We start from the raw sequence: 13181 nt of genomic DNA, 5'->3' as shown, positions 1-13181 counted from the left end.
GATTAAAGCATTTTTTGTAAGTTCGGAACAACTTTTGCTACATATTTTACTCTAAAATAAGCTGTTATTTTTATATTGCTTACCACTTAAATGGAGTTGAGTAATGTCCTATTAGCGGTTTAAAAAATAAAAAAGCAAATGAAAAAATGGTACTTTTAAACCTGAATTTAAAGATTAAATTGATGAAGAATATTTTATTTACCCTGTTTTTTGGTGTTTTGTTTTCTTTTGGGAGTATGGCTCAAGAGCGCATTGTTTGGCACACAAATATGAATAAGGCCTTAGAATTAGCGCAAAGAGAAGACAAAAAGATGATGTTGTTTTTTACTGGGTCAGACTGGTGTGGTTGGTGTATTAAATTGCAAAAGGAGGTGTTTAAAACCTCTGATTTTGAAAAATGGTCTGAAGATGTGGTTTTGGTTGAGTTAGATTTTCCAAAGAGAACGGAGCAGGACCAAAAAATAAAAGAACAGAATTATCAACTGCAAAGAATGTTTCAGGTAAAAGGCTATCCGTCTGTATACTTTGTGAACCCAAAAAAAATGCGCGATGGTAAAATAAATCTTATGACTTTAGGAAAAACGGGTTATATCAAAGGAGGGGCAAAAAAATGGATTAGAGAAGCAACTACGATAGTTAACAGAACGATTTAAAAAATTAATACTGAATTATAAAAGCTCCGTTGTTGCCCGTTTGGTAAAAGGGGAGCTTTCTTTTTTGGTAGATTTGGTCCCCACGTTTAATATTACTTTCGTGGTTGCTTCCGTCGGCAATAATTTGTTTTGGGTTTAAAGAATCAATTAACTGTTCAGATTTATTTTTGGTGCTCGCAATTGTCAAAAGGCTTCAGGGATAATGAGAGGTATGATAGATAAGATAACCGAAGAGTATTTCTTAAGTACGTTTTTCTTGATTTTTGCATTAATCCCAGCAGGGATAGGTGTAGTTTCGATGCTTTTAAATCCTGTTCAAAAAAACTGATGCATGATGTCCGTTAATCTAAAATTGGACTAAAACAATTAAGATTAAAAGCATTTTTTGTAATTTCGGAACAAGTTTTGCAATATATGTTAATAACATAAGCTGTTATTTTTAAATTGTTGCCTAGAAAAAATGTGTCTTGGTGAGATATTTGGCAGTTTAAAAAAATAAAAACACAAATGAAAAAAATCCTATTTTTAATTTTAGCTGTTGGTTTTATAAACTTTAATGCTTTAGCACAAGAAATAAATTGGGTAACCTTTGAGGAAGCTATAAATTTACAAAAGGAAAAACCAAAAAAGATTCTGATGGATATATATACCACTTGGTGTGGACCTTGTAAAATGCTTGACAAAAATACATTTCAGAATAAGGAAGTTGCTGATTATGTTAATGAACATTATTATGCTGTAAAATTTAATGGAGAAGGTAATTCGGTTGTTAATTATAAAGATAAGTCGTATACCAACCCGAATTATGATCCAGCAAAGGCCAAAAGAAGAAACTCAGCGCATCAATTAGCTAGACATCTTCAAATCAGCGCATATCCTACCATCGTATTTTTTGATGAAAAGGCTGATGTCATAGCACCACTTCGTGGCTATAAAACACCAATCCAATTAGAATTGTATTTAAAAATGTTTAAGAACGACGATCATAAAAATATTAAAACCCAAGAGGAGTTTAATGAATATTATAAGAGTTTTAAGGCTGAATTTAAAAGCTAATAATATTTTAATATTGGATTGTAAAAGCTCCGTTTTTACCTGTTTGGTGAAAAGGGAGCTTTCTTTTTTTGCAGATCAATTCCCAACGAGTTATATAACTTTTATAGTTGCTTCCGTCTGCAATAATTTGTTTGGGTTTTATAGAGTCAATCAACCGATTTAGGTTTACTTTTGGTGATTGCCTTAATAATACATATTCTGGTTTAAACGATTTAACCTTATATACCGATAAGCTATCCACAACTAAAAGTATTTTGTCATTTAGCTGATAAATTGGGCGAAGAGTGTCTTCTTTAATATGCTTAATGAAATTTCCTACGGAATAATCTTTAATACTACTATTTATAAATTTTGAAACGCTGTCCAAATCATGACCAATCAGAGTTTTATCATTATTAGTATGCGCTACAAGGCTATGCCTGCTTTTATGGAAAACAACAAACTCATTTGATGGTTTTCTAAAATGGGTATAAATAAAAACGCATTGAACACATAATAGTCCGATTAAAAAATATTTTAGATTGCTAAAGTTTCTGTTGAAAACGAGTCTAAAAAAAGTAATAATCAAAATATAAGAAGCTAAAACGTACCATACGTTAAATGGAATATCATTAAATAAAAACGATTCTTGTTGAGAAACCCAATCAACCAAAATATTCATCCAATTAATAATAAAACCATAAACATTGGCCAGAAACTGTGGAAGTAAATTCAAAATAGCTAAAAGAATGAGAAGGATGCCAAAGCTTAAAAGAATACCCAAAAGAGGAACAATCAATAGGTTTGAAACGAAAAACAACCCCGGAAATTGATGAAAGTAAAATAGACTTATTGGAAGGATACCAAACTGAGCGGAAATTGTGATGGTAAGAGTGTGCCAGTATATGTCAAGGATTTTGTTTTTAGGTTTCCAAAGTTTGTACAAATAGGGGGCGATGGAAACAATGGCAAAAACTGCCAAGTAGCTCAACTGAAACCCCACATCGAACAAGAAAAGGGGTTTAAAAAGTAAGATAACAAACATTGAAATGGCCAATGTGTTGTAGATATTTGTTGGGCGCTTTAGATTTATAGCAACAGCAACGATACTAAACATGGTGACGGCACGAGTAATAGATGCCGATAGCCCTGCAATTAATGCAAAACTCCATAATAGACTAACTAATAAAATGGTTCTTATAAGTTTTCCGTACTTAAACATATCAAGGGGTTTTAAAACATAACTTAAAATCAATAATATGATGCCCACGTGAAGTCCGGAAACTGCCAAAATGTGTATCACTCCAGCATTAGCATAACTGGTGTAAACCTCTTCGCTAATGTCCTGCCGTTGCCCTAGTAAAAGAGCATTTATAATAGCCAATTCATCAGGTTTAAAATGAAACAGCTGCAGCTTTTTGTTAATATGGTTTCTAACGGCATCTGCCACCCCAAGTAAGGTAGGTGAATTGGAGTTTGCCCTGAGAATCTCACGTTCTTTTAAAACGAGCTGGTGGTAAATGTATTTCTTCTCTAAATAGTTTTTATAGTTAAATTGAAATGGGTTTAAAGGTTCGTATATTTCCTGAAATTCGGTTTTGCCAATAAAAGTAGCATCCACATTCAACAGTGTTATAAGTGAATCTTTTTCAATATTTAATAAACACTTTCCGAAGGTGCTTTTATCGTTCACCTTTAAAATATTAACCACATATTTGTTGTAATAGCGGTTTGGTTTTAAGACTTCACGAATTCGGAACGTTATGGTATTGGTTGCTTCGGTTCCAGTTGAAATTTGATGGGTGTAATGGTTTGAAAATTGTTTTTGGTTGTGCAAGTTGGTCGTTAAAATCCCAACTGAAACCATGGTTAAAAATGCGAATAGACCAAACCAAATGGATTTAGTGATTTTTTTTTTGGCAACAAGATAAGTAACACCTAAAACGACAATGAATACTGATGATAGAATTAAAGCAACAAGAACAGAAATATCAAAAAAATAGCCAATTATGATGCCTAAAATAAGGCAAAAGGTAAGTTTTATAATGGCAAAGTTGAGTAGTTGCATGGAATGAAAGATATGAAAATATCTTATAAAACGCGCCGAGCTTCATGAAAAGCACTTAGCCAATAGGGGGTGTTTAAGTTGGAAATAATAACACCTTTACTACTGGTAGCGTGAATAAATTCAATGTCATTGTTTCTTATTGCCACGATAAGCCCAACATGATTAATGGAGTTTCGTCTGTTTCCTGTTTTAAAGAATAGTAAATCACCATTTAATACTCTCTTCAAAGCTATTTTCTTGCCTCGTTTAGCCATGTCTTTTGATGTTCTTGGCAAAATGATGTCATAAGATTTAAAAGATTCGTAAACCAAGCCAGAGCAATCCATTCCAGATTTGGTCGTGCCACCCCATTTGTAACGCACTCCTTCAAACTGTTTGGCATAATTAATAATATAATCGGCAGGGGCGTCTTTGCTGGTTCGTTTTTGGGTTTCGGCTGAATTTGTTTCCTCCTTGATAGAAACGGTAGAAGCATTTGTGTCTTTTTTGGTTATGATTACTTTGCTCGGTCTTGCTCTTTTCGAGGATTTGCAACTACCGAAACCAATTAGTAAAATTAACAAGAAAACAACGCGATTTGCCAATGGTTAAGATTTTATGGATTCATAAATTAATCTGGCAGTTTTTTCACTAGCGCCACGACCGCCCAATACTTTTTCTAATTGGTAATAGTCCAAAAAGATTTTTTTTCGGTTTTCTGAATTCAAAATTTTATCAAGTTCTTCTTTTAGGCGCTTTTCGTTGAAATCATTTTGAATGAGCTCAGTAACCACTTCACGGTCCATCACCAAATTGACTAACGAAATAAATTTTAAGGTTATTATGCGTTTGGCTATTTGGTACGAAATGGCACTTCCTTTATAGCAAACAACTTGCGGTACTTTAAACAACGCTGTTTCTAAAGTAGCCGTTCCAGAAGTTACCAATGCAGCGGTTGAAATACTTAATAAATCGTAAGTTTTGTTGTCGATAAACTTAACGTTACTTGATTTTATAAATGTTTTATAAAAACTAAGCTCTTGGCTTGGTGCACCAGCAATTACAAATTGATATTCAGGGTAATGGTCAACCAAACTGAGCATAACGGAGAGCATTTTGGTTATTTCTTGTTTTCTGCTTCCCGGTAATAAGGCTATTATGGGTTTTTCCCCAAGTTGGTGTTTTTCTCGAAACTTAAATTCGCCAACCTGATTTCTATTGGCAATGGCGTCAATTAAAGGGTGTCCAACAAAGGTGACATCGTATCCGTGTTTTTTATAGAAAGGTTTAACAAATGGTAAAATTACGTACATAGCGTCAATATCTCGTTTTATTGCTTTTACACGACTGGCACGAGATGCCCAAACTTGGGGGGAGATATAATATTGAGTTTTAAATCCTGCGGCTTTTGCCCATTTAGCGATACGCAAATTGAACCCAGAATTATCAATAAAAACAATTACATCTGGATTGAACGTCTCAATGTCACTTTTGCAGAAACTAATATCTTTAAAAATTTTATTGAGGTTGGTGATAACTTCAATAAAACCCATAAAAGCGCGTTCTTTATAGTGTTTTACAAGTGTGCCGCCAGCATTAGCCATTAAATCGCCTCCCCAAAACCTAATATCGGCTTCAGCATCCAATTTGAACAAGGCCTTTAAAAGATTAGAACCATGCAAATCGCCCGAAGCTTCTCCTGCTATAATGTAGTATTTCATGGCTCTGTTGCGTATATTATTTAGTTGGGCTAAAACTTACTGAAATAATTTAAAAACGAAAGTAAATACGGCGATAAAAACCGTTATAAGTAATACGCCTCTGGCTCGATAATCTTTTTTCTTTTTTATGAAAATGAAAAAAGCTATGAGGTTTAAGATAGCACCCAAACTTATAAGTTTTCCTAGAAAACCTTCAGCTGAAGCGGCTTTTATTACGGTGGTGAAATCGTCACCTTTTCCTAAAAGGGTTGCGGCAAAAAACAAGCCCATGGCGTTGGCAATCAAGCCAACAAACATACCAATAAAGAGGTCTTTTTTCATTTATTTAGTTATCTTTCAATATTAATTTTTGGTATTCAAAAGTTATTTTAAATTCCAAGAATTCATTTCTTTTATAAAATGATGTGCGGTTAAATCAAATTGCGATGGAACTAAAGAGATATAACCATTTTCCAAAGCCCACTCGTCAGTATCTTCACCTCCATCTAAATTAACAAATTTTCCGGTTAGCCAATAGTAGTCTTTCCCATGCGGCGTTTGTCGTTTGTCGAACTCTTCTACCCAATTGGCCTTGGCCTGCCTACAAATTTTTATGCCTTTTATCCCTTCTTTGGGAACATTTGGGATGTTAACGTTAAGCACGATGCCATTGGGTAAACCATGCTTTAAAACCTGTTTTGCAATAGATTTCACGTAAGGCTTAGAGGCTTCAAATTCAGCATTCCACTCATAATTAAGTAATGAAAAACCGATGGCGGGAATACCTTCAATACCCGCTTCAATAGCTGCACTCATAGTGCCGGAGTATATTACGTTAATTGATGAGTTAGACCCGTGGTTAATGCCAGAGACACAGAGGTCTGGCGTTCTGTCTAAAATTTCCCTTATAGCAATTTTAACACAATCGGCTGGTGTACCAGAGCAACTGAATTCTTTCTGTGGACCATTATCAAGCCGTATTTGTTCGGCAAATAATGTAGAATTTAGGGTTATGGCATGACCCATACCACTCTGCGGGCTATCAGGTGCCACAACTACTACATCGCCAATGGTATTCATCACACTGATTAAAGCCCGAACACCTGGGGCGCTAATGCCATCATCATTTGTTACTAAAATAAGGGGTTTTTCTGTCATGATTTATTTTCAAAAATCATCGCTAAAATACATAAATTACTTAGGAAATGTTCAATTTCATTCCTTTAACAAAAAATTAGCGGCAATAACCTTTATTGGCATGGTTTTTTCTTTATTTTAGTGAAAAATATGTCGTGCTTAATAGAAGCAACTAAAAATTGATTAGATGAGAAATATTATGAAAAGGAATTATAATGCACTGTTAATCTTGTTGTTATTGGCTTTTGCCTCTTGCAGTTTTACTACTAAAAAATTCAGTAATCCAGATAAGGATAAATTACTGGTCCAAATTATAACTTTTGTTTTAGAACAAGGGCATTATGATCCTGTTGATTTTGATGATGAATTTTCTGTAGAATTGTTTACTGACTATATAGAGGTTCTTGATCCTGTTAAGCGGTATTTCTATGAGTCTGATTACAAAGATTTTGAAAAATTCAAATTGGATATCGATGATCAGCTTAAAGCGACCGATATTACTTTTTTCAATGTGGTGCACGAACGAATGTTGAAGCGTATTGCTGAAGCGAAGGAAATCTATAGAGAGGTGCTTTCAAAACCATTTGATTATACCATTGATGAGGAATTCGAAACGGATTATGAAAAAAGTACTTTCTCAAAAAACAAAAAAGAAATGAAAGAGCGCTGGAGAAAGCAACTTAAGTTTTCTACTTTGTCCAATTATGATGATTTGATGAAGCAGGAAAAACAGGCCAAGGAGAATGATGCTAGTCACGTTATGAAAACCGAAGCTGAAATTGAAAAAGAGTCTAGACAAGCTACTTTGAACTCAATAGATATTTATTTCAATGACAGTTTAGAAGATTTAAAACGTGAAGATTGGTTTGCGGTTTATGTAAACACCATCGTTGAAGAATTTGACCCCCATACTTATTATTTGGCACCAAAAAACAAAGAAGATTTTGATCAACGAATGTCTGGTAAATTAGAAGGCATTGGTGCTAGACTACAAAAAAGAATGGACTACATTAAAATTGTTGAACTTATTTCTGGTGGTCCAGCTTGGCGCAGTAAAGAATTGGATGTTGAAGATGTTATTTTGAAAGTAAAACAAGAAGACGAAGAATTCCCAATAAGTATCGTGGGAATGAGAATTAATGATGCTATTAAATACATTAAAGGCCCCAAAGGGACCAAAGTTACCCTTACTGTTAAAAAGGTTGATGGAACAATAAAGGACGTTGTCATTACCCGCGATGTGGTTGAATTGGTTGAAACTTATGCCAAATCTTCCGTGGTTGACAAAGAAGGGCAAAAGTTTGGTGTGATTAATTTGCCCGCGTTTTATGTTGATTTTCAAGACTACAAAAACGTAAATGCTGCAAAGGACGTTAGAGAAGAGATTGAGCGTTTAAAGGCTGAAGGCATGCAAGGTTTGGTTTTAGATCTTAGAAATAATGGAGGAGGCTCTCTGCCAACGGTTGTAGATATGGCAGGATTGTTCATAAAAGAAGGGCCTATAGTGCAAGTGCGCTCAACAGGCAAAGCCAAAGAAGTATTGAAAGACCGGGATAAATCAATAGTTTGGGATGGTCCATTGGTGATTTTGGTTAACGAAATATCGGCTTCAGCCTCAGAAATTATGGCAGCCGCTATGCAAGATTACAAGCGAGCCATCATAATTGGAAGTAAGCAAACCTACGGAAAAGGTACTGTGCAAAATGTTATTAACTTAAATAACATGCTGAGAAACAATACGAGTGGTGATTTAGGCGCCTTGGCCTTGACAACTCAAAAATATTATAGAATCAATGGCGGTTCTGTGCAGTTAGAAGGCGTGAAAAGTGATGTTAAAGTTCCTGGGCGGTTCAGTTTTATTGAAGTAGGTGAAAAGGATAAAGATAATCCATTGCCTTACGATGAGATTGATGCGGCAGTATATTCACCCTGGGAAAACTATTTCGATTATGATACCACTGTTGAAAAAAGTAAACAGCGTATGAGCGATAATGAGCAATTAAAGCTTATTGAAGAAAATGCTAAATGGGTTAAAAGTAAAATAGACGAAACGCTTTATTCGTTAAACTACAAAACTTACAAAGCTCAAATAGAAGCGAACGAGGAAGAATCGAAAAAATTTGATGCCATATCAGACTATAAAAGCAATTTAACTTTCGATTCAACGGGCTATGAAAAACAATTGTTTGCGCAAGATACCACCGACTTGAAAGAAAAACGGGAACGTTGGCACCAAAGCTTAAGTAAAGATGTTTACATTGAAGAAGCCTTGAATGTTCTTGTAGATTTAAAAATGTCATATCCAATAAAAAAAGTTGCAGCTACCAAAGGTGCTGTTAAAAACTAAGTTGATTTATTTATGAGTAAATCGGGCTCACTAAAACACTTGGCGCTCCAAAAATTCAGAAAGAATTTTTGGGGCGTTTTTAGTTTCTTTTTTATTATTTTGGTTGGGTTTATTTCTGTTTTTGCCTATGTTTTTTCTCCAGACAGTTCACAGTATGCCAACCAAATGCATTTGTCTATTCATTCAAAAAAGCCGGGTTTTAAAGTAAAAATGCTAACATTGCCTTCCGAAGTTCAGAATAATCAATCTTTTTTAGATGAAGTTTTCTTCGGAAATAAAAATTCAACTACCGAAGTGCCTATTTCCGAATACAGAGTAAAAGATGGTGTCTTAAATTACAATGAATACGCAGCCGATGGTTTGGAAGGGGCAGAAAAAACCATAGAGTTATCTGCTTTTCCTGAAAGTTCGGTTAAAGAATACTTATCCGAAAAAACGTTTTTGTTCGGTACTGATAAATATGGGCGTGATTTGCTCAGTCGAGTTTTGGTTGGGGCCCGCATATCCTTTTTTATTGGTTTTGTTGCTGTATTTATTTCCTTGGTTATCGGTATTTTAATGGGGAGTCTTGCTGGGTATTTTGGGGGTAAGGTAGATGCCGTAATTATGTGGGTAATTAATGTGACCTGGTCAATACCAACTTTGTTGCTGGTTATTGCCATTACTTTGGCTCTAGGCAAGGGCTTTTGGCAAGTCTTTATCGCAGTGGGTTTGACCATGTGGGTTGAGGTAGCTCGTGTAGTGCGTGGACAAATAATAAGCGTAAAGGAAATGCAATATGTTACAGCAGCAAGAGCTTTAGGTTATACCGATTTTAGAATTATTGTTAGGCACATTTTGCCCAATATTATGGCTCCTGTTATAGTTATTTCTGCAGCCAACTTCGCAGCGGCTATTTTAATAGAAAGTGGATTGAGTTTTTTGGGTATTGGTGCACAGCCGCCCATGGCCAGTTGGGGTGCGATGATTAAGGACCACTACAATTACATTATTTTAGGAAAGCCTTATTTGGCAATTATTCCTGGCCTTTGTATAATGAGTTTGGTGATGGCGTTTATGTTGATTGGAAATGCCCTAAGGGATGCGTTGGATGTAAAAGGGTGATTTTTGTTATGTTCCTTTATGTTAAGCTATGTTGCCATTCAATTCATTAATATACTCCAAAAGCTCATCTTGCCCCATGTTTTTTGTAGATGAGGTGATAAAGTAATTGGGCATGTCTTCCCAGAACTCTAAAAGAGTGTTTTTATAATCTGCAACATGTCTTATGATGGCTCCGGGCTTTAGTTTATCTGCCTTCGTGAAAATAATAGAGAACGGTATGTTATTTTCGCCCATCCATTGCATAAAATCTAAATCTATGGGCTGGGGCTTGTGTCTAATATCAACCAAAACAAATGCTGTGACTAATTGTTCTCGAAAGCTAAAATATTGGGTGATGAACTTTTGAAATACTTTCTTCGAACTTTTTGAAACCTTGGCGTACCCATAACCAGGTAAATCAACCAAATGCCAGTTTTTGTTAATTAAAAAATGGTTGATGAGTTGTGTTTTTCCAGGTTTCCCAGAAGTTTTAGCCAGGCTTTTTCTGCTAGTAAGCATATTAATTAGCGACGATTTGCCCACATTACTTCTACCAATAAAAGCATACTCGGGTAGACTGCTTTTTGGGCATTTGGTCACGTCAGAATTACTTACTACGAATTCGGCAGATTTTATTTTCATAATGAATTTATTCCTCTAAACTGGGGCTTTGATAAATTGAGTTTTTTCAACGGAAAAGAAACTATAAAAGACTTTAAAAACCTTTTCTCTCCAACCAATCATTCATAATTTGGTTGAATTCGTCGGGATGTTCCATCATGGCGGCGTGTCCACATTTGTCAATCCAAAACAATTCAGAATCTGGTAATAGGTCATTGAATTCTACTGCAACTTGGGGTGGTGTAACATTATCGTTTTTCCCCCAAATGATACATGTAGGCGTAGTCATTTTTGGTAAGTCCTTCGACATATTATGGCGTATGGCGCTTTTCGCAATAGCTAAAGTCTTTATAAGCTTATTGCGGTCGTTTACGGTTTCGTAAACACCATCTACAATTTCTTTTGTGGCTACTTTAGGGTCGTAAAAAACGTCCTGAGCTTTCTTTTTAATAACCTCATAGTCACTGCGTTTGGTGTATCCGCTGCCCATGGCGCTTTCATAAAGACCAGAGCTGCCCGTAATAATAAGGGCTTTAACGCTTTCGGGAAACATTTTGGTGTGGTAAAGCCCAATATGGCCGCCTAAGGAATTTCCTAATAAAATGACGTCTTTATAGCCTTTAAACTCAATAAAATCGTGTAAATGTTTTGCAAAACTTTTTACATTAGTTTTTATTAGCGACATGCTATAAATCGGTAACTCGGGGATTAGGACTTTATATCCTTTCGAACTGAAATAATCAGTAACCGAATCAAAATTACTTAAGCCACCCATTAAACCATGTAGCACAATTATAGGTGTGCCTTCGCCTGATTCAATATAGTTGTAGTTCTGCTCTTTTTTTAATCGATGCGCCATTAATAGTGTTAGTCGTTCGTTAAAAACAAATATAGTTAATTCATTCAAAAATCCATCATATTAATTTTTTTCGTCCAAAATTGTTATTTCAATTCTGAATAATAAGAATTTTTTATTCCAAGAAGATGTTAACAATTAAGATGCCTCTGTTTTTAGTTTCCTAAAAAGAACGCCAGTAAAAGCCCCTGCTAGGTTTTTTAAAAACTCAACTCGATAAAATGTGGGTTTGGTCGAAAATTTATCAACAAAGTGGTAAGATGTGGTAAGATGTGGTAAATTTTTCAATATATTTGAAACTTAAACATTTAACATTCAGTGCGCCGCTTTTGGACTTAATTACAGGAACATACGATTGCAGGGTTGATGCGAAAGGCAGGTTAATGATGCCGGCTTCCATCAAAAAGCAGCTTTCTGCCGCGTTGCAGGATGGGTTTGTTTTGCGTAGGTCTGTTTTTCAAAAGTGCTTAGAGCTTTATCCGATGGCCGAATGGCAAGTGTTAATGCAGAAGATGAATAAGCTGAATAAGTTTAAAAAAAAGAACAACGATTTTATTAGAAGGTTCACGGCAGGTGCGAAAATTGTTGAGGTCGATGTGAACGGAAGATTGTTGATTCCGAAGGATTTAACGGTTTTTGCCAATATTTCAAAAAATATTGTAGTGGCTTCGGCCATCAATATTATCGAAATATGGGATAAAGATTTGTATGAGCAAGCTATTGATGATGCGGCTATTGATTTTGCCGATTTAGCTGAACAGGTAATGGGGCAAGATGATGACGAGCATGGAATATCATAACCCCGTACTTTTAAAAGAAACCGTTGGTGGTTTGAATGTTAAGCCGGACGGTGTTTATGTTGATGTTACGTTTGGTGGTGGCGGGCATAGTAAAGAAATATTAAAAAGGCTTGGTGAGGACGGAAAGTTGTTCGCTTTTGATCAAGACCAAGATGCTCTTAAAAATACAATTGATGATGACAGGTTTACGCTTATCCATGAAAATTTCAGGTTTGTAAAACGGTTTTTGAGGTTTCATGGGGTGAAAGAGGTAGATGGGGTTTTAGCGGATTTTGGAGTGTCCTCCCATCAATTTGATGTTGCTGAACGTGGATTTTCTACCCGTTTTGAAGCTGATTTGGATATGCGGATGAACCAGCAAAACAAACTATCAGCTTTTCATGTGGTTAATGAATATGATGAGGAGCATTTAAAACAAGTGTTGTTGCAGTATGGTGAATTGCGTGCAGCTCCTGCTATGGCAAGAGTAATAGTTAGCGAAAGAAAATCTGAACCTATAGTGACCAGTGGTCAATTAAAGACGGTATTGAAAAAGTTTTTAGCGCCCCGTCATGAAAACAAAATTTTGGCTCAAATCTATCAAGCCATAAGAATCGAGGTGAATCAAGAAATTGAGGCGTTAAAAGAGTTTTTAATCCAAACGCCGGAAATTTTAAAAACTGGAGGCAGGCTAAGTTTTATATCCTACCACTCTTTAGAGGATAGATTGGTAAAGCGGTTCATTAGGAATGGTCTTTTTGAAGGCGAGCCAGAGCGAGATATGTTTGGGCGCTTTGAAGTGCCATTAAAAAAGGTAGGAGGTTTAATCGTGCCTTCTAAGGAAGAAATAAAGCGAAACAATAGGGCGAGAAGTGCGAAGCTTCGAATTGCTGAAAAGCTATAGGCTTAAAGTAAGAGTTTAT

13 protein-coding genes are annotated in these 13181 nt (G+C 35.5%); 6 read left to right on the top strand and 7 right to left on the bottom strand.

The window, feature by feature from the left end; genetic code table 11:
* The first annotated feature begins 182 nt into the window (after positions 1-182).
* On the top strand, positions 183-653 hold the full coding sequence (locus tag ACIEHO_RS13210; protein WP_406972471.1) for a thioredoxin family protein: 471 nt from the start codon (positions 183-185) through the stop codon (positions 651-653).
* 507 nt (positions 654-1160) lie between these two features.
* A complete protein-coding gene (locus ACIEHO_RS13205; RefSeq protein ID WP_406972469.1) occupies positions 1161-1709 on the top strand; it encodes a thioredoxin family protein in 549 nt (182 codons plus the stop codon).
* A 7-nt stretch (positions 1710-1716) separates the two neighbouring features.
* Here the strand turns inward: ACIEHO_RS13205 and ACIEHO_RS13200 are convergent, their stop codons facing one another.
* From ACIEHO_RS13200 to surE, 5 genes are read right to left on the bottom strand one after another with little or no spacing between them, the layout of a single operon-like run.
* On the bottom strand, positions 1717-3756 hold the full coding sequence (locus ACIEHO_RS13200; RefSeq protein ID WP_406972467.1) for a ComEC/Rec2 family competence protein: 2040 nt from the start codon (positions 3754-3756) through the stop codon (positions 1717-1719).
* Between the two features lie 23 nt (positions 3757-3779).
* Entirely contained in the window at positions 3780-4319 is a 540-nt protein-coding gene (locus tag ACIEHO_RS13195; RefSeq protein ID WP_406972465.1) for a C40 family peptidase, read from the bottom strand.
* 24 nt (positions 4320-4343) lie between these two features.
* Positions 4344-5456 carry a lipid-A-disaccharide synthase gene (gene lpxB / locus ACIEHO_RS13190; RefSeq protein ID WP_406972463.1) on the bottom strand — a complete coding sequence of 371 codons (1113 nt, stop codon included), beginning with the start codon at positions 5454-5456 and terminating at the stop codon, positions 4344-4346.
* Positions 5457-5492: 36 nt separating this feature from the next.
* Positions 5493-5777, bottom strand: coding sequence for a hypothetical protein (locus tag ACIEHO_RS13185; RefSeq protein ID WP_406972461.1), 285 nt, complete (start codon positions 5775-5777; stop codon positions 5493-5495).
* Positions 5778-5819: 42 nt separating this feature from the next.
* A complete protein-coding gene (surE, locus tag ACIEHO_RS13180; protein WP_406972459.1) occupies positions 5820-6593 on the bottom strand; it encodes a 5'/3'-nucleotidase SurE in 774 nt (257 codons plus the stop codon).
* A gap of 178 nt (positions 6594-6771) precedes the next feature.
* On the opposite strand from surE, the gene ACIEHO_RS13175 reads away from it, so the two are divergent.
* Both ACIEHO_RS13175 and ACIEHO_RS13170 read left to right on the top strand, forming a co-directional pair.
* Positions 6772-8919, top strand: coding sequence for a carboxy terminal-processing peptidase (locus tag ACIEHO_RS13175; protein WP_406972509.1), 2148 nt, complete (start codon positions 6772-6774; stop codon positions 8917-8919).
* Between the two features lie 12 nt (positions 8920-8931).
* The gene (locus ACIEHO_RS13170) at positions 8932-10023 is read left to right on the top strand and encodes an ABC transporter permease (protein WP_406972457.1); all 1092 of its coding nucleotides are present in this window, start codon (positions 8932-8934) and stop codon (positions 10021-10023) included.
* 21 nt (positions 10024-10044) lie between these two features.
* On the opposite strand, the gene yihA is transcribed toward ACIEHO_RS13170, so the two are convergent.
* Entirely contained in the window at positions 10045-10644 is a 600-nt protein-coding gene (yihA, locus tag ACIEHO_RS13165) for a ribosome biogenesis GTP-binding protein YihA/YsxC (protein ID WP_406972454.1), read from the bottom strand.
* A 73-nt stretch (positions 10645-10717) separates the two neighbouring features.
* Positions 10718-11482, bottom strand: a complete 765-nt coding sequence (locus ACIEHO_RS13160) for an alpha/beta fold hydrolase (RefSeq protein ID WP_406972507.1) — start codon at positions 11480-11482, stop codon at positions 10718-10720.
* A gap of 326 nt (positions 11483-11808) precedes the next feature.
* Here ACIEHO_RS13160 and mraZ point away from each other — a divergent pair, with 326 nt between their 5' ends.
* Together mraZ and rsmH are read left to right on the top strand one after the other, a co-directional pair.
* A complete protein-coding gene (mraZ, locus tag ACIEHO_RS13155) occupies positions 11809-12279 on the top strand; it encodes a division/cell wall cluster transcriptional repressor MraZ (protein ID WP_406972505.1) in 471 nt (156 codons plus the stop codon).
* The gene (gene rsmH, locus ACIEHO_RS13150; RefSeq protein ID WP_406972452.1) at positions 12266-13162 is read left to right on the top strand and encodes a 16S rRNA (cytosine(1402)-N(4))-methyltransferase RsmH; all 897 of its coding nucleotides are present in this window, start codon (positions 12266-12268) and stop codon (positions 13160-13162) included. The genes mraZ and rsmH overlap by 14 nt, the downstream gene beginning before the upstream one ends.
* Positions 13163-13181: the final 19 nt, after the last annotated feature.

It is taken from the genome of Flavisericum labens, assembly GCF_045446075.1.
GTDB lineage: Bacteria > Bacteroidota > Bacteroidia > Flavobacteriales > Flavobacteriaceae > Flavisericum > Flavisericum labens.
Note: the sequence above shows the minus strand (reverse complement) of the source record. Positions and strands in the feature narration are given on the sequence as shown.

Bases quoted from the DNA above. Each gene is read 5' to 3' on its own strand.
- ACIEHO_RS13170 (WP_406972457.1), top strand. From the start codon at position 8,932: ATGAGTAAATCGGGCTCACTAAAACACTTGGCGCTCCAAAAATTCAGA.
- ACIEHO_RS13160 (WP_406972507.1), bottom strand. From the start codon at position 11,482: ATGGCGCATCGATTAAAAAAAGAGCAGAACTACAACTATATTGAATCA.
- yihA (WP_406972454.1), bottom strand. From the start codon at position 10,644: ATGAAAATAAAATCTGCCGAATTCGTAGTAAGTAATTCTGACGTGACC.
- ACIEHO_RS13175 (WP_406972509.1), top strand. From the start codon at position 6,772: ATGAAAAGGAATTATAATGCACTGTTAATCTTGTTGTTATTGGCTTTT.
- rsmH (WP_406972452.1), top strand. From the start codon at position 12,266: ATGGAATATCATAACCCCGTACTTTTAAAAGAAACCGTTGGTGGTTTG.
- surE (WP_406972459.1), bottom strand. From the start codon at position 6,593: ATGACAGAAAAACCCCTTATTTTAGTAACAAATGATGATGGCATTAGC.
- ACIEHO_RS13200 (WP_406972467.1), bottom strand. From the start codon at position 3,756: ATGCAACTACTCAACTTTGCCATTATAAAACTTACCTTTTGCCTTATT.
- ACIEHO_RS13205 (WP_406972469.1), top strand. From the start codon at position 1,161: ATGAAAAAAATCCTATTTTTAATTTTAGCTGTTGGTTTTATAAACTTT.
- ACIEHO_RS13185 (WP_406972461.1), bottom strand. From the start codon at position 5,777: ATGAAAAAAGACCTCTTTATTGGTATGTTTGTTGGCTTGATTGCCAAC.
- ACIEHO_RS13210 (WP_406972471.1), top strand. From the start codon at position 183: ATGAAGAATATTTTATTTACCCTGTTTTTTGGTGTTTTGTTTTCTTTT.
- lpxB (WP_406972463.1), bottom strand. From the start codon at position 5,456: ATGAAATACTACATTATAGCAGGAGAAGCTTCGGGCGATTTGCATGGT.